This is a genomic window from Campylobacter sp. TJR-1 (assembly GCF_032840035.1).
GTDB classification, from domain to species: domain Bacteria; phylum Campylobacterota; class Campylobacteria; order Campylobacterales; family Campylobacteraceae; genus Campylobacter; species Campylobacter fetus.
Genome location: NZ_JAWIZX010000003.1, coordinates 79,776 through 99,961, shown reverse-complemented (window position 1 = coordinate 99,961; position 20,186 = coordinate 79,776). Strand labels below are relative to the sequence as shown.

Below are 20,186 nucleotides of genomic sequence, written 5' to 3'. Positions count from 1 at the left end.
ATTCTAGTTGTTATTAAATTTAAAAAAACTATACAAACTAAAAATATATTAAACTTACATTTATCGCTAAGTAATATAATTTGCATTACAAAATTTAAAAAAGGAACAACTATGAATAAACTAACGATTATTTCTATAATAACAGCCGCAAGTCTATTTGGCGCAGATGTTAAATTTAGTGATGCAAATAACAACTACGCAAGAGTAAATCCAAGTGCAGATGCAAATACTGTTTTATCATATCACAGCTCTATAGAAAAAGCTAAAAAATCTGTAGTAAATATATCAACATCGAAAACTATAAAAGTAAAAAACAATCTAAATAGTCTAATGGACGATCCGTTTTTTAAAGAATTTTTTGGATTTAACTTCAAAACTCCAAAAGAAAGAAGTCAAAAAGCAACGTCTTTAGGATCCGGAGTAATCATCTCAAACGATGGATATATAGTCACAAACTATCATGTAGTCGAAGATAGCGATGAGATCATAGTAACATTGCTTGATAATTCAAAAGAGTATAAAGCAAAAGTAGTCGGCATAGATCCAAAAACAGATCTTGCTATTATAAAAATAGATGCTAAAAACTTTCAAGCTATAAGTTTTGCCGATAGTTCAAAACTTCTTGAAGGAGACCTTGTATTTGCTATAGGAAATCCATTTGGTGTAGGCGGAAGTATAACAAGCGGAATTATTTCAGGGTTGAATAAAGATAATATAGGATTAAACCAATATGAAGATTTTATACAAACAGACGCTAGCATAAATCCGGGAAATAGCGGTGGAGCGCTGGTAGATAGCAGAGGAGCATTAGTCGGTATAAACTCTGCCATTCTTAGCAGAAGCGGCGGAAATAACGGCATTGGGTTTGCTATTCCATCGAATATGGTAAAAACAATAGCGCAAAAACTAATCTCAGATGGAAAAATCACACGCGGATATATAGGCGTTATGATATCAAATTTAACCGATGATCAAAAAGAAATTTATACAAACAAAGAAGGTGCTTTAGTAACAAACGTAGAAAAAGATAAACCAGCCGACATAGCAGGTCTTAAAAGAGGAGACCTTATAATAAAAGTTGGAAATCAAACGATAAAAAACGCAAATGATCTAAAAAATCTCATAGGATCATTAGAACCGAACAAAGAGATAAAAATAACGTTTGAAAGATCAAATCAGATAAAAGATACAACATTAAAACTAGCAAATATGGACTCAGGCTATATAGATCCAAAAGATGCGTACTTAACAGACGGACTTAGTTTACAAAATTTAAGCGATGAAATAAGATATAAATTCCAAATTCCAAAAGATATAAAAGGAATCATAATTACAAATGTTAAAGATGATTCAAATGCTGCAAATGCAGGCTTTGAAGCAGGAGATATAATCGTTCAAGTGAATGAAAAAATAATATATAACGTAGATGATTTCACAAAAGAGATAAAATCAAGCAAAGCTCAAAACAAAAAACCTATCATTTGGATAAACAGAAGCGGCGTATTAATGGGATTAGTACTAAAATAATATAAAAGCCGGTCAAACGCCGGCTGTATTTAAAAATATATTTAATCTTTCTTAGTTATAATAAAATCAAATTTAAAAGGCTTTGCATGATAAATATTTTAATGATCGAAGACGATTTAGAGCTGGCTGAAATTTTAACAGAGTATTTAGAACAATTTGACGTACGTATCACTACTTGCGAAGATCCGTATTTAGGACTTTCCACACTAAATACAAGTAAATTTGATCTAGTTATTTTAGATCTTACTTTGCCCGGTATCGATGGACTTGAAGTATGCAAAGAGATAAGAAAGAAAAATGATATTCCTATTATTATTTCAAGTGCAAGACACGATCTAAGCGATAAAGTAAATGCTTTTGAGTTTGGAGCAGACGACTATCTTCCAAAACCATATAATCCTCAAGAACTGCTAGTTAGAATAAAAAGCCATTTAAGAAGACAAAATATCAAACAAAGAGAAGAAAATAAGGCAAAAAAAGATCTAATTTGTGATGATTTTAAACATATTATAACACTAAAAGGAACGCCTTTAAATCTCACAGTCGCCGAATACGATATACTAAAATACTTAATTAAAAAAGAAGGAGGTGCTATAAGCAGAGAAGAGCTTATTTATAACTGCGACTCTATAAACGAGGATAGTACAAACAAAAGCATAGATGTTATCATAGGACGTATAAGAGTAAAGCTTGGCGAAAATCCAAAAGAGCCAAAATACATTCACGCTATACGCGGCGTTGGCTATAAACTAGAACAATGAAATTTTCATCGATTTTTTATACGATAACTCTAATTTTTGCTATAGCTACGACTAGCATTTTTCTTGCGTTTTTATGGTTGATGGATTATGATAAACAAAATTATACAAGAGAGCTAAACACAAAATACTCAGTCGTTGCAAGAGCTACTTTACTTTATATGAGCGAACTTATAGATGAGAACGAGTACAAAAGCCAGATACAAAATTTTGAGATGCCTGAGATAAAAAATCAAAAACTAAAAAGCGAAATACTAACAAATGCTAGCATACTAGAAGAGATATCTGCAGATATAGGATCAAGCGCTATTTTATTTTTTAAAAAGAGAAATTATCTAAAAATAGTTCATAAAGACACTACTTTGTTACTGCAAGATAATAATTATCAACCCTATAGATATGATATTATAAAAGTAATTTTTGGGCTTGTATTTTTTATACTTCTTATAACATATATATTTATAATAAGAAAAATAAAACCTTTAAGAAAATTAAAGCGTCAAATAGATAAATTTGCAAGTGGAAATCTAAATATAAAAAACGTAAGTACAGGAAATGACGAAATATCTGAAGTCGCAGATGCATTTTATAATGCAGTAATGCAGATAAAATCTTTAAATCAATCGCGCCAGTTATTTTTAAGAAACATTATGCACGAATTAAAAACACCTATCACAAAAGGCAGGATAACAGCCGAAATGATAGAAAAAACTAAAAATCAAGAGAGGCTTATAAACGTATTTGAACGCCTAGAAAGTCTTATAAACGAATTTGCAGCATTAGAAAGAGTAACATCTGGAATAGCTATAGAAAACTCAAAACTATATAAAATAGTAGATATCATAGATGAAGCCGCAGATATAGCAATGGCGGAAAAATCATTAATCACGATAAATGCCATAGACGATGTGAGCATAAACGGTGATTTTAAACTATTATCTATCGCTTTTAAAAATATGATAGATAACGGTATAAAGTATTCAGACGATAAACATATAAATATAACTATTACAAATAAAAATATCAAATTTATAACCAAAGGCGACAAACTTGAACAAGAGCTTAACTATTATATAGAGCCATTTACGCAAGGTTCAAACGCTAAAAAAAGCTTTGGTCTTGGTCTTTATATCGTAGATAATATATTAAAAAGTCACAATCTAAATTTAGAGTACTGCTATAAAAACGGATTAAATATATTTATATTTAACGGATTGAAGCCTCAAATTTAATACAAATTAAAATATCAATGAAAAGATAAATAAAACCATACCTCCAGCAGATAAAAATATGGCTATACTTTTAAATTTAATAGCAGGAATTAGTAAAAAATTAAAAAATACAAATATCCAAAACGGTATGAAAATATCACTTTGTTTATTAGCAAATTCTAAAAAAGCAAGCATTTGCGAATCGAAAATTCCTCCGAGATTAAAAAAATGAAGAATTATACTAAGAGGATAAAAAACAACAAAAACATAAGCCAAAGGTATAACGCTTAATTGGTACAAACTTGCCGAAGTAAAAAAATAATACACCGGAATATTCATCGCACCAAATACAAAAATCTCCAAATATAAAGTATGCAAGGCTATCTTGAGTCTACTTTTTAGATCATTTTTATCTCCAAAATGATGGATATATAAAAATATAAAAAATACACCTAAACAAGAAAAATAAAATCCGATCGAAAACAGAAGTTTCGGACTAAAAGCAACAGCAATCAAAATAGTCAAACACAAATTTCCAAATTTAAATATACTTAGTCCTCTGCTAAGAAGTAAAAATCCAAAAACCCCCATTATATATGAACGCAAAAAACTAGGAGTAAAATCCAAAATATAAAGATAAAATCCCATTAAAATAAATATAAAAATACTTAGATGAAAATTTATATTTACATATGGAAAATATCTACTTTGCAGCGGTCTAACAACCGGCTTTACGATAAAAAATATAAAAGCAAATATAAGACTAAGATGAAATCCGCTAATAGCTATAATATGAGCTATACCCCAATTTGTCACGTTCGCTCTTAGATCTTTATTTATAGGTGAAGCAAGATAAAGAGCGCTGTAAAGCTCTTTTAATTTAGGATTTTCATGCTGATTTTCTATGCTATTTTGAACATTATCCGTGAAGCTTAGACTGCTTTTTTGAGGTTCGATCTTAAAATTAGGTAAGAAAAAACTATTCTTTAAATACTCTTTAAATTTAAGATTTTTACTGATTACGCCGACTCTTGCATCTGTAAAATCGATCTTGTTTTTTGTTCTTGTATAAAACGTAAACTCGTTAGATTTGAGCTTTAAAATAAAATAACTGTTATTTTTTCCCTGTTTTTCATAATTTTGAATAATTTTTGCATTTATAAACGAATATTTAGCATCTCTAAAACTCTCAAATTTAAAATACTCAAGCATTAAATTTACTCCAAAAATCAAAATGCAAAGGCCAATCACAGTAGCAATCTGCATTTTGGTTTGAAATAAATTCATCTATTTTGCTATAGCTTTATAATAACTCAACTCATCATTTAAAAGACGATATTTTTGATTTAAAAGCATATTTTGTACGCTAATAAGAGAGTTTTTGGCCTCCAAAAGATCTTTTAACTCAGCTTTGCCCTCGCTGTATTTACTTTCATAGATCGCTACTATCATTTCGCGTTCTTTTTTGATATTTTGCATATTTTCATATCTTTGTTTATCGCCCTCATAATAATTTACATATTTTATCACCTCATTTACAGCATTTGAAAGAGTTTTTTCATATGTTAAAACATTTTTTTTAAACTGCGCTTCAGATATATTTATCTGCTTTTTTAACCGTGAATAATCAAGAAAAGGTAAATTGATATTTAAAGTATCGCCTAAAATATTAAATCCAAAACTATCACTAAATTTTGAGTCACTATCACTTAAACTAGCACCTATGCTAACACTCGGATAGAGATTTTTTTCACTAACTTTATAGTCGTAAAAACTAGCGTTTAAATTTGAAATAGCCTCATTTATATCTGGTCTATTTTTTAATATCGCAAAATCTATATCAAGGCTTATGTCGCTATTTTGGACGTTTGAAAGGCTTAATTCATCAAATTTAATATCGCTTCTAGTAAAGTTTTTAATGATTTCATAGCTAGTTTCTAGCTCTCTGATATTTGATAAAATTTGATTTTGCAGATCAAGTATATTTTGTCTGCTCTGCCTTACGCTTAAAATTTCCTCTTTGCCTAATTCATACTTAGTAAAAACAAGCCTACCAAGCATATTTAAATTCTCTAAGTTTTGTTTTAAATTTCTTATAGCGTCATTTAGATAAAGTATATTAAAATACGTATCGGTCACGCTATTTATTATCGTTAGACGCAGATTTTCAAGAGTACTTTGACTAGCTTTAGCTTCCCAGTCTCTAGCTTCGTAATTATCAAAAATTTTACCGTAAATATCTACTTCATAGCTAAGAGCAAACTCACTAGAAAAACCGTTTTTCCAACCGCTAGATGTTTTGATATCTTTATTAGTCGATGCTCCAAATTTACCTGAAGGAGTCGGAAAAAAATCGTCTCTGATAAGCCCTGCTTTTAACATGGCGATCTCTAAATTTAAAACAGCGATATTTATATCTTCGCTATTTTTTAAACTCAAATCTACTAAATTATTTAGCACTGTTTGATTAAAATCTTTATACCATGAAGGCTCATAAAAATTTACGTTTTTTACATTATACTCCAGAGATTTAGAAGCACATCCGACAAAAATCAAGCTAAATAAAACAAATATTATATTTTTCAAATTTACTCCCTTAAAAGCGCATCTATAGGATTTAGCTTAGATGCGTTTCTAGCAGGTATATAGCCAAAAACTATGCCTATCAAGCTCGAAACTCCAAGCGCTATAAATATAGAAGCCGTGCTAAATATCATCTTAAAATCTCCGCCAAATACGTTAAATCCGTAACCAATCGCATATGCAAGCCCTATTCCTATACTTCCGCCAATAGCACAAAGCAGTATCGCTTCTATCAAAAATTGAGTCATTATATCTTTGCTTTTTGCGCCTATCGCCATTCTTATACCTATCTCTTTTGTACGCTCAAATACACTAACTAACATGATATTCATAACACCTATTCCGCCGACCATCAAAGATATAAGCGCGATTCCAGATATCAAAAGACTCATCGTATTCATCGTACTTTCTATGGTTTGTCTGATAGTATCTGAGTTTCTAGTAAAAAAATCCTTACTTCCGCGCCTAATTTTCAAAACTTCGATTATACTTTGCTCAGCCACTTGAGCATTTACTCCATCTTTTAGTTTTAACATAATAGATCTTATATCTCTATCGCCTGTTAATTTATTCATAGTTGTAGTATATGGAGCATATACAGTTAAGTTATCGCCGCTAAAAGAAGTCTCATCTCGTTTTACTAAGCCTACTATCGTAAATGGTTGTTTGTTAAATAAAATTACTTTTCCGATAGGATCTACATCTTTAAAAAATGCATCTTTTGTAAATTGATCTATTATGATATTTGATCTTGAGTTTATAATATCGTCTTTTGTAAAATCTCTACCCTTTTCTATCTTAAGTCCGGATATCGCCAAAGAGTACTCGCTTCCGCTTCTAAGACTACCGCTAAAACTCTGATTTGCATAGGTCAAAAGTCCACTAGTGTTCATTCTAGGAGTTGAAAAATCAACAAAATCAAGCTTTCCCAATAAATTTGAATCATCGATGCTAAGACTGCGAACTCTACCTGAATGCATATCGCCAAAACCTTTTCCGGGAAATATAGTAATCGTATTTGTGCCCATATTATTGATATCAGATAGAATTTTTTGCTGACTACCTTTAGCAAGAGCTACAACACAAATAACAGAAGCTATACCGATGATGATACCGAGCATGGTAAGAAACGATCTTAATTTATGCGATTTTATAGCGCCGAGCGACATAATAAAACTCTCAAAAAACTGATCTCTTATAGCTTTTAAACTAGGTTTTATCTCTTTTAAATTTTGTTTCAGTTCATAAATTTGACTATTTTTTCTAGTATCGCTTATGATATTTCCGTCTTTTATCTCGATAATCCTATCTGCCCAAGCAGCTATATCTTTATCGTGAGTAACTACGATGATAGTATGGCCGTCTTTGTGCAAACTATCTAAAATTTGCATAACCATCACGCCGCTGCTACTATCAAGAGCACCAGTCGGCTCATCGCAAAGCAGTATCTCCCCGCCATTCATAAGCGCTCTTGCTATACTAACGCGTTGCTGCTGACCACCACTCAAATGGTTTGGCATAGTATCAAATTTAGTTTCTAATCCAAGTTTTACTAATATATCTTTTGCTCTGTTTATCCTATCGGCTTTACTCATACCTGCATAAATTCCAGGAAGCGCAACATTGCTTTTAGTATCGTTTGAACTTAGAAGATTATAACGCTGAAATATAAAACCGAATTTTTTAAGTCTTAAATTTGAAAGCTCGTCTTTTTTAAATTTGCTTATATCCAAAGAGTCCAAAAGGTATTTTCCGCTAGTTGGGGTATCAAGACAGCCTAAGATATTCATAAGCGTAGATTTTCCACTACCTGATTGACCTATGATGGCTACAAACTCGCCTTTTTTTATCTCTAAATTTATACCTTTTAAAACTTCACTACTAACGCCGCCGGTTATAAAACTTTTCTTAATATTTTCTAGTTTTATCATACTCTTATCTTTGGTGATCTAGTATTTAAAAGTTTTTTTAATTCATCGCCGCCAAGTTGAGACGTAACTACTTCATCTCCCTCGCTTAACCCGCTTAGAATTTGAGTATCAACACTGCTACTAATACCCACCTCTACTCTTACTTTTTTTATCTCTTCACCGTTTTTTATAAGAACAAAATTACCGTTTTCATCACTTTTTATGGCCATCGTAGGAAGTAAAAGAGTATCTTTTATCTCTTTTATTATTATAGTATTTTGCGTCGTCATACCGATTCTTAAAAACTCGCTTGAATTATCGACTTTTAATTTTGCATAATAATACACTGCCGAACTACCCGAACTAGAGCTTGAACCTGAACTAGAGCTTGTGGTTTTATATTTTCCATCACTTAGCGTAGTAAGACCGGGATCTATAGATGTAAGAGATCCTGTATATTTTTTATTTATATCCGAAAGAATGCTGTATTCTACTCTATCACCTATGCTTATCTTGGGTACGTCGCCCTCGCTTATTTGCATTCTAATTTCCATTTTGCTAAGATCGGCTATATTTACCAAAGTCGGAGTTGTTTGATTCGCATTTAAAGTTTGTCCGACCTCTACTGGCACAGAAACTACAACTCCATCAAACGGAGCTCTAATATCCGTATAGTTTAAATTTGTTCTGGCCGTACTTATTTCTATTTGAGTCTGTTTTATTTGGGCTTCTATCTCTTTTAAACTTGCGTTTTGAAGACTTAGAGTATTTTTATAGTTTTCTAAATTTTCAACAGATGTTGCATTTTGTTCTGCTAGTCTTAGTTCACGATTATACTGAATTTCAGCTATGTTTAAAGAAATTTTAGCTGATTTTAGCTTAGCATTTAGTATCTCAAGAGCTGCTAATTGTTGATCTAGCGTATTTTGCTGTTTTATAGAGTCTATTTGAGCGATTTTATCGCCTTTTTTAACTTTATCTCCAACTTTTACATAAAGTTCTTTTATTTGTCCACTTACTTGAGCTCCAACATCTACTAAATTCTCCGCAAAAACCTCGCCTACGGCTTCTACGCTTTGGGTTAAATTTCCTTTTTTTACTATAGTTGTTAGATACTCATTTTCTGGTTTTTTGGAATTTTGATAGTACCAAAAACCAAAAATAGCCACCAAAACAGCTGCAGCTGCTATCCATTTTTTCATTATTATCCTTAAGATATTTTTTATAATTTTAATCAAATTTTGTGAAAAAATTGTTAAAAACAAGACAAGTGACACAAACAACGATTATATCGTTATTTTATAAAAATTTCAATACATTAAAATAACATAAAATATCTATTTGAACTGTTAATGTAATTATATTCGATACGCGTATTTATATCTGAAAAAAGATATAAATTTTATTAATTGGCATATCTGCTTGAAGATGATTATTAAATACGCTAAAAAATTCCTTTAAATCTAGACATCAATTTTAAATTTACTAATTATCCTTTATTTTATAAAATATATTTTCATCAATTTTTATTGAATTATCTATAAATGTTGCATATATAAAAAATAATAATAAAGATCAAAATTGCCAACCTAAATAACCATAAATATATAATAGTAATTGTAAAACATATCATAATTTATCTTAAAAAGCCAAATTTAAAAAAATTATCTTATAATAACTAAAATAATAAATTATACCGAGGAAGTAGCTATGCAGGGTCTAAAAACGCAAATTAAAAAATATTTAAAAGATAAAAATGCTCTTTTGGTAGCTCATTATTACCAAAAAGATGAGATTGTAGAAATAGCCGATATTACCGGAGATAGTCTAGAATTAGCCAAAAAAGCATCTAAAAGTGATAAAAATTTAATTATTTTTTGCGGAGTAGCTTTTATGGGGCAAAGCGTTAAAATTTTATCTCCGCACAAAAAAGTCATAATGCCAAAACTAGCTTGCTGTTCTTTGGCAAAAATGATTGATGAGGAGTATTTTAAGCAAAGTATAGAAAAAATCACACAATGCGGTATAGCCAAAGAAGATATTTTCCCTATAGTTTATATAAATTCTAGCGCAGCCGTGAAAGCAGAAGTAGGAAAAATGGGCGGAGTCGTTTGTACTTCTAGTAATGCCGATAAAATTTTTGATTACGCTATTCAAAGTAATAAAAAAATCTTTTTTTTACCAGATAGATGCTTAGGAATAAACCTAGCCAAAAAAAAGGGTTTAAGTTTTTGCATACTAAATAAAGCAGATAAAAAAAGTATTTTAGAGTCCCAAATTCTTTGCTATGATGGTTTTTGCTCCGTACATCAAGCTTTTACCACGCAAGATATCGAAAATTATAGAAAAAAGTATAAAGATATACTAATTATAACCCATCCAGAGTGTGATCCAAGCGTCGTAGAAAAGTCTGATTTTGTAGGATCTACTAGTCAAATCATAGATTTTGTTAAAAAGCTAAGCCCTGCCCAAACTATCGCAATCGGAACTGAATTTAATCTTGTTAATCGCTTAAGAAAAGGTTCAAATAATACTTTTGTACTCTCAAGCACTCCTCCGATTTGTCCTACTATGAACGAAACTACTTTGCATGATCTGCTAAGAGTTTTAGAGGCTATGGAAGGCAGAAGTGAGTTATTTACTATGATGAACGAAGTGATTGTACCGCAAGAAAATATACACTATGCAAAACTAGCTTTGGATAAAATGTTGGATTTCGCATAACAAATTTAAATTTGATATAACAAAATGCAATTAGCTAAAAATATATAAAATAAAATAGTTAAGATAAATAATGCTTATAACAATAATTTTACTTTAAAAACTAGCGGTAAAAACGGTGTTAGGCGAGCTATTTTATTTTATATTGGATTAACAAAAATAATTCTATAATTATAGAAAATTTTAAGGATAAATTTTATAATGATCTTCGCACCTATGTTTTCTATATTTATATTATTGGCCTCCGGATATTTAGCTAAAAAAACAAAAGTTTTAGCCCAAAATCAATCTATATTCTTCATTGATTTCGTACTTTGCTTTGCTTTGCCTGCTTTGATATTTGATAAAATTTATCACGTTACTATAGACACTCATCTTATAAATATCATTTTAACAGGTCTTACTTCATCGACAATTGCTATGTTTATAGCAGTCGGCGCCGGTATCGTTTTTAAATTTAAAAAACCAACGATAGTAAGTTTAGCGCTTCTTAGTATGTTTGGTAATACGTTATTTGTCGGTATGCCGATAGTAGAAGGGTTTTTTGGCGATAGCGCGTTAAATGAGGTTATATTTTACGATCAACTTGCCACCGGAATACCTATTTCTATACTAGGTCCGCTTATACTATCTTTAGGAGCTCCGGCTAAAGTTTCCATCATTCAAAATACAATGAAAATCCTCAAATTTCCGCCGTTTGTAGCACTTCTTTTAGGATTAATATGTAAAAACTTCGAGCTTCCAGATGTTATATTTGCACCGCTTCGTATGTTTGCTAGCAGCGTTGTGCCTGTAGCTCTATTTGCAGTTGGTATAGGGTTAGGATTTAACAGCATAAAAAGCGCTTGGAAAAGCTCATTAGTCGTATTAGGTGCTAAAATGGTGTTAGCTCCAGCGATTTTTGTTCTTATTACTATGATATTTGATATAAAACTAAATCAAAGCTGGATGGTCGGTCTTTTAGAAACGGCAATGCCTCCTATGGTATTAGCAAGCGCTATGATATTAAAAGCAAACCTTGATACGAATTTAGCTATATCAAGCGTTGCCCTTGGTATAATATTTACTTTTATTACAATTCCTACTATATTTATTATAATGAATTAAATTTTGAATTTAAAAAAATAAAAATGACAAAATACAAAAAAGGGCTTATACTAGCAATTATCGGCGTTACTTTGATGAGCTTTGAATCTCCGGCTATAAAATTTGTTAAAGCTAGCGGATTTGATTATATATTTTTCTTTGGGCTATTTTTATTTATGAGTTCGATTTTTATCTCTGTTATATTTATTAAACCAAAAAAAATTAAATATGTATTCTTAGCAGATTCAAAAGGTACTATTTTAGCAGCTCTTGCTCTTGGACTTAGTAATATATTTTTTATATATGCCGTTAAATTTGCGGGTATAGCGCTGCCTGTTATATTGCTATCTTCAGCACCTCTATTTTGTGCTATACTCGATAAAATCATATTTAAAAAATCAACTCCCAAAAGCATATTTATAGCAACGTTTTTCGTTGCAATAGGAATCATAATAGTAGTCTATGAAAGACTTGATCTTAACTCTATTATAGGAGTTATACTATCGTTTTTATGCGTAATCAGCTTTTCTATGCTGTTTGTGTTATTAAGCGCTCATAAAAATGTTAGTAGAACATTGGCTATAAGCGGAGGCGGACTTGTAATGTTTATGATCTCTTTACCGTTTTTTAAATTTGAAGCTAGTTTAAGCGATATCATCACAATAGCCATCGTAGGTATATTTATAACTCCTGCTTCAAGAATACTTATAGGACGTTCGTCTCTTTACCTTATACCTGCTCAGCTTGGACTTATAGCAATACTTGAAGCTATTTTAGCTCCTTTTTGGGGATTTGTATTTCTTGGAGAAGATATCAGCTCTAGTCTTATTATAGGCGCAAGTATTATCATAGTAAGTATAGCTATAAATACAATTATTATAGCTAAAAAATCTACTTGAAACTAGCCACTAAGTTTCCTATAAGCAAATTCCATCCATCAACTAGCACAAAGATAAGCAACTTAAATGGAAGCGATATCATCACGGGCGGCAACATCATCATACCCATAGACATAAGCACAGAACTAACGACCATATCTATAACCAAAAACGGCAAATACAGCAAAAATCCTATCTCAAAAGCTGTCTTTAATTCGCTGATGATAAAAGCTGGAGCAGCTATAGTAAAAGGTATATCATCTACCGTATTTGGATTTGGTAGTGCCCTTATACGATAAAAAAGAGCTAGATCTTTTTCTCTGGTATTTCTTACCATAAACTCTTTAAATGGCTTTGCTCCAATAGCAAAAGCATCTTGATAGCCGATTTTCTCTTCTAAATACGGCTTTATGCCTTCATTATAAGATTGTTTAGCAACTGGCTCCATAATAAAAAACGTAAGAATCAAAGCTAAAGAAATAAGTACGTTTGTAGGCGGCATTTGTTGTGTTCCCATAGCTTGTCTAAGAAATGAAAATACAATAATAAGCCTTAAAAAGCTAGTCATCACAAAAATAAGCGACGGTGCAAGAGCAAGCAGAGTAAGCACAATCAAAACATTCAGGCTAGTAACTAGCTGCTGGGGCGTATCTGGAGCGCTAAGATTTAAATTTATAGTAGGTATGGTTACAGTCTCGGCTGCAAAACCGGTTACAAATCCAAAAAATATTAAAAAAAATAGTTTCAAATTTAGCCTTACGTTAAAATATTAAATTCTAGCTAAATTTTTGTAAAAATCAATTTAAATTTAAAGATCAAATACTAAAATCTCCAACTATAATAAATATATAAACGCATCAACGCCTATAAAGCGCATTTAAAGCAACATAGGTTTTAATATTTTTTTATGCTTATCTTAGTTACAATATCTCTACTAAATTTAGAGAGAAAATGATGAATGAAATATCTATAATAATCCTAGCCGCAGGCAACGGCACACGTATGAAATCAAATAAATCAAAAGTCCTGCATACGCTTTGCGGGGAACCAATGATATCGCATATATTAAAAAAGTCTTACGAAATTTCCAACGACGTAAGAATCGTCTTATCGTATCAATTTGAAGAGGTTAAAAATAGCGTTTTAAGCGAATTTAAAGATGTTAAAATTTATAAGCAAGACACTATAAATAGACCGGGAACAGCCGGAGCTGCAGAAGCTGCACTAGAAAATTTAAATTCTAAAAAAACACTTGTTATTTGCGGAGATATGCCTTTAGTAGAGGTAAATGAGCTCAAATCTCTATGCGACAATACGGCAGATATATCGCTTTCTGCTTTTAGAGCAAAAAATCCTTTTGGATATGGAAGAGTTGTGTTAAACCAGCAAAACGTAATAAAAATAGTCGAACAAAAAGATGCAAACGATGATGAAAAAAAGATAGATCTTTGCAACGCCGGAGCTTACTGCTTTGATACAAATTTACTAAAAAATATAATACCTCTTATCAAAAACGAAAACGCTAGCCGCGAGTTTTATCTAACTGATGCTATAGAATTGGCTTTGAAGCAAGGATTTATGGTAAAAAGCGTACTTGTAGATGAGACAAATTTCATGGGTATAAATGATAAATTTGCACTTAGTATAGCCGAAGAGATAATGCAAAACAGAATAAAAGAAAATCTTATGAAAAACGGTGTAATAATGAGCCTTCCAGATACTATTTTTATAGATAGCAGAGCCGAATTTGAAGGTGAATGTAAGCTTGAACCAAATGTTGTGATTTTAGGCAATAGCTTTATAAAAAATTCTCATATAAAAAGCGGATCCGTTATTGAATTTAGCGAAGTTTGCGATAGCGATATAGGGCCTATGGCGCATTTAAGACCTAATTCCAAAATATACAAAACACACATAGGAAATTTTGTCGAACTAAAAAACGCAAGTTTAAATGAGGTAAAAGCAGGACATCTAAGCTACCTTGGAGACTGCGAGATTAACAGCGGTACGAATATCGGCTGCGGCACCATAACTTGCAACTACGACGGTAAAAAAAAGCATAAAACAATTATAGGAAAAAACGTATTTATAGGAAGCGATACTCAACTTGTAGCTCCCGTTAATGTAGCAGACGATACTTTAATAGCAGCCGGAAGCACGGTTACAAAAGATACAAACAAAGGCGATTTAGTTATCACAAGAGGCAAACAGATAAATAAGGCTGGATATTTTTATAAATTTTTTGGCAAAAACGATGAAAAATAAAGATATTTTACTAGCGGTATGCGGAAGTGTTAGCTTTTATAAAGCTTATGAAATTTTAAGTTTATTAAAAAAAGAAGGTGCAAACGTCCGCGTTATGTTAAGCGATGGTGCTTTAAAATTTACAAATTTAATAAGCTTTGAAGCGCTTTGCGATAAAAAAGTATTATCAAGCGTGAGTGAGAACTGGCAAAGCGGGCTAGACCATATCTCATATAGCAAAAACGATCTTATAATCATAGCTCCAGCCTCTGCAAATACTATAAACAAGATATCTTGCGGTATCGCAGATAATGTGTTTTTAGAGACTATTTTAGCATCAACTTGTCCTAAACTTCTAGCTCCAGCAGCAAATCATAATATGCTTGAAAACTTCGCAACCAAAAAAAGTTTGGAAATACTCTCGCAAAACGGTTATGAAATTTGCGAGCCAATTTCAAAAACTCTAGCATGCGGAGATATCGGAAAAGGTGCTTTAGCAGATCCCAAAATTATAGTAGAAATGGCAAAAAGAGTGCTTGGAAAAGATGAGTTTTATATCGGTAAAAAAGTTATAATAACAAGCGGACCTACTACTGAAAAAATCGATGACGTACGGGGTATAACAAACTTTTCAAGCGGAAAAATGGCAAAAGCTCTAGCAGATGTGTTTTACTATTTAGGCTCAGAAGTTATATTTATAAGCTCAAAAGAGTTTGAAACTCCATACAAATTTATTAAATTTGAAAACTCAAACGAGCTTTTAGCAATATTAAATTCCCAAAATACAGATAAAAACGATATTTTGATAATGTGCGCCGCAATTAGTGATTATATACCAAAAACTAAATTTAATGGCAAAATGAAAAAAAATGAAAACGGAATAAATTTGGAGCTGATTTTAAATACGGACATATTAAAAAATACTAATCTAAAATGCAAAAAAATAGGCTTTAAAATGGAAATGGATAAAAATACCGCTATACAAAATGCAAAAAATATGCTAATAGATAAAAATTTGGACGCGGTTTGTTTAAATATTTTAGATGAAAATATAAAATTCGGAAGCGACGAAACGTATATTGATTTTATCACTAAAAAAAGCTGTAAAACAACTGAATTTACGGATAAATTAAGTGCGGCAAAAAAGATAGCGGAGTTCATAAAAACACTATGATAAACTCAGTTTCAAAAGTAAAAAAACTACAAGCACAAAGCAGAATTCCTAATGTCATAAATGCAAGCCTTCCAGTAATCATAAAAGTCATAGAAAAAACAGGATATAACCGTTATAATCTCAAATTTGGAAGTAAAACAGTATCTACAAAATCAGAGCCAAAACTAGAAGTAGGCGAAGAATACTTTGCAAATATAAGATCTCAAAGCGGCGGTGTTATAAATATAAATGGGCTAATAAAAAGAGAAAATATTGGCGAATATTTAGAAAACGGATCCGAACTCTTAGAAAAAATTCTAAGCAACCGAAATATATCTTGGTTGATACCTTATATCAAAACAAAACTTGCAAATCCGAAAAATGAAAATGAGTTTTTGATATATTCAAATATGATTTTAGCATTAAATGACGGAGTCATCAACGTACCATTTTTTTATGAAAAAAGAAGCGGCTTAGCACAGATAAAACTTGGGGAAGAAATCCTATTTTATCTATTATTTAGCAATTTTGCACCGATTATAGCTAGTATAAAAAACGGTAGGATTTTAACCATACAGTCTGCGTATTTAAATTTTTCTAAAACTCTCGGAGAGGCTCTTGGTTGCGAATATAAAAAAGCAGATATTAGACCTTTTTGGGTTAAAAAAAGTAATTTTTTAGATTTTAAAGGCTGATCTTGAACAAACTAAATCATCTAGCTATTATTATGGACGGCAACGGTAGATGGGCGAAAAAAAGAGGTCTAGTGCGTACAAATGGACACCAAATAGGAGCCAACGTAGTAGAAGATATAGTTAGTTACTGCCGCAAAAACAGCATAAAAAATTTAACACTTTATGCATTTAGTACAGAAAATTGGAAACGACCTAAATCCGAAGTTGATTTTTTGATGAATTTATTAAAAAAATTTATTAAATTAAAAGAAAATATGCTTTTAGAAAACAATATTCGCTTTAGCACGATAGGAAATTTAGAGCCGCTTAATGAGGATTTAAAATTTGATATATTAAATTTAAAAGAAAAAACTATGAATAACTCTAGTTTAAATTTAATTTTAGCTATCAACTATGGAAGCAAAGACGAGATAATAAGAGCGATTAAAAAAACCCTCTTATACGGTGAAGAAATCAATGAAGCATCCATATCAAAACATCTTGACACGAACGAATTTGGAGATGTAGATCTGCTCATAAGAACCGGCGCAGAGCAAAGGCTTAGCAACTTTTTATTATGGCAAGCAAGCTACGCAGAACTCTGTTTTACACCGACTTTGTGGCCTGATTTTAATAGCGACGAACTAAACAACATTGTAAAAAACTATAAAAATAAACATAGAAAATTCGGGGGATTATAGTGGAAATTTATTATATTTTATTTTTCATATTTAGTATTTGTATAGGATCGTTTTGCAATGTTTTGATATACCGAATGCCTCTTGCAAAGAGTATAATCTACCCAGCTAGCCACTGTCCAAAATGCGAGCATAAATTAAGCTATATACATAATATTCCGCTATTTTCTTGGATATTTTTACGAGGTAAATGCGCATTTTGTAAAGAAAGTATTTCGCCTATTTATCCTATCACAGAACTTGTCTGCGGACTTCTTGGTATGTTTAGCCTATATATCAGCTCGAATTTAATAAACGCGATACTTCTTGGGCTCTGTTTAATTCTGCTTTTTACTCTTAGCGTTATTGATTTTAAATATAGCGCCGTACCTGAGAGTCTGCTTATTATAACTTATTTTTTAGCTATTTTCAGCACATTCGATACCGAAAATACTATTGCATTTGACGAAAGTTTGTTAAATTCTCCATTTGTGATATCGTTGATATTTGCCGGAGCGATTACTATCGTAAAAAGCGTAGCAAGTGCTTGGATAAATCGAAATAGCGCCGAAATAATAGAGCCTATGGGTGATGCCGATACTATAATAATAGCCATAATAGGTGCTTTGGCAGGAATCGGTCTTGGAATTTTTGCTATTGTTCTAGCTGCAATTTTACAGATAATTTTACATATTTTACTAAAAAAACAGAACAAAGAAGTGCCGTTTATCCCTGCTCTTAGCTTATCTCTTTTCATAATTTTGATTTTTAAAACAGAATTTTTGCAACTCCTTGAGATATATCTTAAATTTGTGGGGATATAATGAATAAAGTAAATAAATACCTTTTTGCTAGTTTTTTGTCGACTTTTGCATCTTTGTTCGCAACTTTATTTCTTATTATGTCTATTGTATTTTTTATACAAATAGCAAGAATAACAAGCTATATAGAGATAAGCTTTTCAGAACTTTTAAAACTTTATCTATTTATGTTGCCTCAAATACTTCTATTTACTATTCCTATAGGATTTTTTGTATCTGTTGCAATGAGTTTTTTTCGACTTTCAAAAGAAAATGAAAGCATAGTAATGTTTACTTTAGGGCAAGATCCAAAAAATATATCTAATTTCTTTATATTTATATCTTTTATTGTATCGGTAGTGATGCTGATAAACTCATTGATAGTTATGCCTATAGCTCAAAATCTAAACGATAATTTCATAGAATACAAAAAAACAAAGCTAAGTTTAAATATAAAGCCAAGCGAATTTGGACAAAAATTTGGAAGCTGGATGGTATTTATAGAAAAACAAAATGACAATAATGATAGTTTAAAATATGAAAATATAGTAATGTATGACGTTTCAGACGAAAATGAAAGGCTCATCACATCACAAAGTGGAGATATAAAAAATCAAAACTCAAATTTAGAACTTATCCTTAAAAAAGGGAAAATGTATGATATAAGAGATAACAAATGGAATATCAGTAGCTATGAAAACATGGTAATTAGAACTCTAATAAAAGATAATAAAAACGAAATATACTCTTTAAAAGAGTACTGGCTAAAAGCATTCAGCGATGATAAAAGAGCAAAGGACCTTAGTATATATACACTTATTGCGCTGTTTCCATTGGCTTCAGTGATGTTTGCTCTTAGTTTCGGGATCGTTACTTATAGATACGAAAAAGGAATAATATATTTTGGAATATTTGGTGTTTTATTTGCGTATTTTGCTTTTATAATGCTATTTGCAAGGCAACCTATTTATGCTATTCCGATTATTTTTATAGTTAGTTTTGTATTTTCGGCTTTGACCTTTGGTAAAAAAATATTGATGAAATATTGATGAAAATCGCCCTCACCTACTCATACAACGGTTCTAAATTCAAAGGCTCGCAAACACAACCAGATAAAAATGCAGTTGAAGACTGTCTTAATTTTGCTTTAAATAGAGTTGGAATTTTTAAACCGGTCGTATCTAGTTCTCGCACGGATAAAGGAGTTCACGCCATATCTCAAGTCTCATGTGTAGAGTGCGGAGAGTTTTGGAACGAAAGATTTGAGCGGTTAAAAAATCAGATAAATAAGCATACGAAACCATATATTTATATAAAAAACATACAAAAAGTAAGCGATAAATTTCATCCGCGTTATGACGCCGTTGCTAGAAGTTATCGCTATATCATATATCACGATGAGCAAAATGTATTTTTAGCAGACTATGTGCATTTCTATAAAACTTTAAACATACAAAGACTAAACATAGCTTTAAAACTATTTATAGGAAAACATGATTTTACACCGTTTTATAAAGTAGGAAGTGGCGAAAAATCAACAGTGAGAGAGATATTTTACGCAAAAGCTTATCAAATTTACAAAACAAAAGACGCCAAATTCAGCGCTAAATTTAAAACACAAAAACCGACTCTTACTATTATAAATTTCAAAGCAAATGGCTTTTTAAGAGCGCAAGTAAGACTAATGGTAGCAAATGCTCTGCAAGCATGTAAAAGTGATGAAAATTTATATAGGTTTATCTCAAATTTCAAAGAGCAAAAGCCGCTCACTAGAATGCCCTCTCCGCCAAATGGATTGTATCTAAAACGGGTATTTTATTGAATTTACCAAATTTAAATAACATAGATACTATAACTAACGCTTATAAAATGTTAGCGGGAATAAATTTATTCGTTTTTGCTAACCTACAAAAAAACTATAGATATAACAACTTTAGCAAATAAAATATTACTGCATTACTTTA

Annotated in this window: 18 protein-coding genes; 13 read left to right on the top strand and 5 right to left on the bottom strand. The window is 31.1% G+C overall.

From position 1 onward, the window contains the following. The first annotated feature begins 111 nt into the window (after window positions 1-111). The 3 genes from RVY88_RS03855 to RVY88_RS03845 all read left to right on the top strand — a co-directional run bounded on the left by RVY88_RS03855 (window position 112) and on the right by RVY88_RS03845 (window position 3,517). Window positions 112-1,527, top strand: coding sequence for a Do family serine endopeptidase (locus RVY88_RS03855; protein WP_002849195.1), 1,416 nt, complete (start codon window positions 112-114; stop codon window positions 1,525-1,527). A gap of 86 nt (window positions 1,528-1,613) precedes the next feature. After that, a complete protein-coding gene (locus RVY88_RS03850; protein WP_002849193.1) occupies window positions 1,614-2,288 on the top strand; it encodes a response regulator transcription factor in 675 nt (224 codons plus the stop codon). Continuing rightward, a complete protein-coding gene (locus RVY88_RS03845) occupies window positions 2,285-3,517 on the top strand; it encodes an ArsS family sensor histidine kinase (RefSeq protein ID WP_065844167.1) in 1,233 nt (410 codons plus the stop codon). The genes RVY88_RS03850 and RVY88_RS03845 overlap by 4 nt, the downstream gene beginning before the upstream one ends. Window positions 3,518-3,523: 6 nt before the next feature. On the opposite strand, the gene RVY88_RS03840 is transcribed toward RVY88_RS03845, so the two are convergent. The 4 genes from RVY88_RS03840 to RVY88_RS03825 are packed head-to-tail and all read right to left on the bottom strand — an operon-like array spanning window position 3,524 to window position 9,191. Further along, window positions 3,524-4,783 carry a ComEC/Rec2 family competence protein gene (locus RVY88_RS03840; protein WP_162167135.1) on the bottom strand — a complete coding sequence of 420 codons (1,260 nt, stop codon included), beginning with the start codon at window positions 4,781-4,783 and terminating at the stop codon, window positions 3,524-3,526. Further along, window positions 4,784-6,082: a TolC family protein gene (locus RVY88_RS03835; RefSeq protein ID WP_162167134.1), complete on the bottom strand. Its 1,299-nt coding sequence runs from the start codon at window positions 6,080-6,082 to the stop codon at window positions 4,784-4,786. A gap of 2 nt (window positions 6,083-6,084) precedes the next feature. Next, window positions 6,085-8,010 (bottom strand): MacB family efflux pump subunit, encoded by a 1,926-nt coding sequence (locus tag RVY88_RS03830; RefSeq protein ID WP_127348758.1) that lies wholly within the window; start codon window positions 8,008-8,010, stop codon window positions 6,085-6,087. After that, window positions 8,007-9,191 (bottom strand): efflux RND transporter periplasmic adaptor subunit, encoded by a 1,185-nt coding sequence (locus RVY88_RS03825; protein WP_081303786.1) that lies wholly within the window; start codon window positions 9,189-9,191, stop codon window positions 8,007-8,009. Before RVY88_RS03825 ends, RVY88_RS03830 begins: the two co-directional genes overlap by 4 nt. A 508-nt stretch (window positions 9,192-9,699) precedes the next feature. Here RVY88_RS03825 and nadA point away from each other — a divergent pair. The 3 genes from nadA (at window position 9,700) to RVY88_RS03810 (ending at window position 12,695) form a co-directional block, all read left to right on the top strand. Continuing rightward, the gene (nadA, locus tag RVY88_RS03820) at window positions 9,700-10,713 is read left to right on the top strand and encodes a quinolinate synthase NadA (RefSeq protein WP_024305256.1); all 1,014 of its coding nucleotides are present in this window, start codon (window positions 9,700-9,702) and stop codon (window positions 10,711-10,713) included. Between the two features lie 198 nt (window positions 10,714-10,911). Next, on the top strand, window positions 10,912-11,817 hold the full coding sequence (locus tag RVY88_RS03815) for an AEC family transporter (protein ID WP_162167366.1): 906 nt from the start codon (window positions 10,912-10,914) through the stop codon (window positions 11,815-11,817). Window positions 11,818-11,840: 23 nt separating this feature from the next. Beyond that, window positions 11,841-12,695 carry a DMT family transporter gene (locus tag RVY88_RS03810; protein WP_011731941.1) on the top strand — a complete coding sequence of 285 codons (855 nt, stop codon included), beginning with the start codon at window positions 11,841-11,843 and terminating at the stop codon, window positions 12,693-12,695. Here RVY88_RS03810 and fliP read toward each other — a convergent pair. After that, window positions 12,688-13,422 carry a flagellar type III secretion system pore protein FliP gene (gene fliP, locus RVY88_RS03805; RefSeq protein ID WP_042960611.1) on the bottom strand — a complete coding sequence of 245 codons (735 nt, stop codon included), beginning with the start codon at window positions 13,420-13,422 and terminating at the stop codon, window positions 12,688-12,690. The two genes, RVY88_RS03810 and fliP, sit on opposite strands and share 8 nt — an antisense overlap. 206 nt (window positions 13,423-13,628) lie before the next feature. Between fliP and glmU the strand changes: the two genes are divergently transcribed. From glmU to truA, 7 genes are read left to right on the top strand one after another with little or no spacing between them, the layout of a single operon-like run. Then, complete coding sequence (gene glmU / locus RVY88_RS03800) at window positions 13,629-14,939, top strand: bifunctional UDP-N-acetylglucosamine diphosphorylase/glucosamine-1-phosphate N-acetyltransferase GlmU (RefSeq protein WP_011731939.1); 1,311 nt, start codon at window positions 13,629-13,631, stop codon at window positions 14,937-14,939. Further along, window positions 14,929-16,092, top strand: a complete 1,164-nt coding sequence (coaBC, locus tag RVY88_RS03795) for a bifunctional phosphopantothenoylcysteine decarboxylase/phosphopantothenate--cysteine ligase CoaBC (protein WP_162167367.1) — start codon at window positions 14,929-14,931, stop codon at window positions 16,090-16,092. The genes glmU and coaBC overlap by 11 nt, the downstream gene beginning before the upstream one ends. Next, window positions 16,089-16,766 (top strand): hypothetical protein, encoded by a 678-nt coding sequence (locus RVY88_RS03790; RefSeq protein WP_162167368.1) that lies wholly within the window; start codon window positions 16,089-16,091, stop codon window positions 16,764-16,766. Before coaBC ends, RVY88_RS03790 begins: the two co-directional genes overlap by 4 nt. Window positions 16,767-16,768: 2 nt before the next feature. Continuing rightward, window positions 16,769-17,446, top strand: a complete 678-nt coding sequence (gene uppS, locus RVY88_RS03785) for a polyprenyl diphosphate synthase (RefSeq protein ID WP_011731937.1) — start codon at window positions 16,769-16,771, stop codon at window positions 17,444-17,446. Next, a complete protein-coding gene (locus tag RVY88_RS03780; protein WP_011731936.1) occupies window positions 17,446-18,246 on the top strand; it encodes a prepilin peptidase in 801 nt (266 codons plus the stop codon). The genes uppS and RVY88_RS03780 overlap by 1 nt, the downstream gene beginning before the upstream one ends. After that, window positions 18,246-19,271 (top strand): LptF/LptG family permease, encoded by a 1,026-nt coding sequence (locus RVY88_RS03775; protein WP_065844489.1) that lies wholly within the window; start codon window positions 18,246-18,248, stop codon window positions 19,269-19,271. Before RVY88_RS03780 ends, RVY88_RS03775 begins: the two co-directional genes overlap by 1 nt. Then, entirely contained in the window at window positions 19,268-20,044 is a 777-nt protein-coding gene (gene truA, locus RVY88_RS03770; RefSeq protein ID WP_162167369.1) for a tRNA pseudouridine(38-40) synthase TruA, read from the top strand. Before RVY88_RS03775 ends, truA begins: the two co-directional genes overlap by 4 nt. Window positions 20,045-20,186: the final 142 nt, after the last annotated feature.

Bases quoted from the DNA above. Each gene is read 5' to 3' on its own strand.
- RVY88_RS03855 (WP_002849195.1), top strand. From the start codon at position 112: ATGAATAAACTAACGATTATTTCTATAATAACAGCCGCAAGTCTATTT.
- RVY88_RS03850 (WP_002849193.1), top strand. From the start codon at position 1,614: ATGATAAATATTTTAATGATCGAAGACGATTTAGAGCTGGCTGAAATT.
- RVY88_RS03845 (WP_065844167.1), top strand. From the start codon at position 2,285: ATGAAATTTTCATCGATTTTTTATACGATAACTCTAATTTTTGCTATA.
- RVY88_RS03840 (WP_162167135.1), bottom strand. From the start codon at position 4,783: ATGAATTTATTTCAAACCAAAATGCAGATTGCTACTGTGATTGGCCTT.
- RVY88_RS03830 (WP_127348758.1), bottom strand. From the start codon at position 8,010: ATGATAAAACTAGAAAATATTAAGAAAAGTTTTATAACCGGCGGCGTT.
- RVY88_RS03825 (WP_081303786.1), bottom strand. From the start codon at position 9,191: ATGAAAAAATGGATAGCAGCTGCAGCTGTTTTGGTGGCTATTTTTGGT.
- nadA (WP_024305256.1), top strand. From the start codon at position 9,700: ATGCAGGGTCTAAAAACGCAAATTAAAAAATATTTAAAAGATAAAAAT.
- RVY88_RS03815 (WP_162167366.1), top strand. From the start codon at position 10,912: ATGATCTTCGCACCTATGTTTTCTATATTTATATTATTGGCCTCCGGA.
- RVY88_RS03810 (WP_011731941.1), top strand. From the start codon at position 11,841: ATGACAAAATACAAAAAAGGGCTTATACTAGCAATTATCGGCGTTACT.
- glmU (WP_011731939.1), top strand. From the start codon at position 13,629: ATGAATGAAATATCTATAATAATCCTAGCCGCAGGCAACGGCACACGT.
- coaBC (WP_162167367.1), top strand. From the start codon at position 14,929: ATGAAAAATAAAGATATTTTACTAGCGGTATGCGGAAGTGTTAGCTTT.
- RVY88_RS03790 (WP_162167368.1), top strand. From the start codon at position 16,089: ATGATAAACTCAGTTTCAAAAGTAAAAAAACTACAAGCACAAAGCAGA.
- RVY88_RS03775 (WP_065844489.1), top strand. From the start codon at position 18,246: ATGAATAAAGTAAATAAATACCTTTTTGCTAGTTTTTTGTCGACTTTT.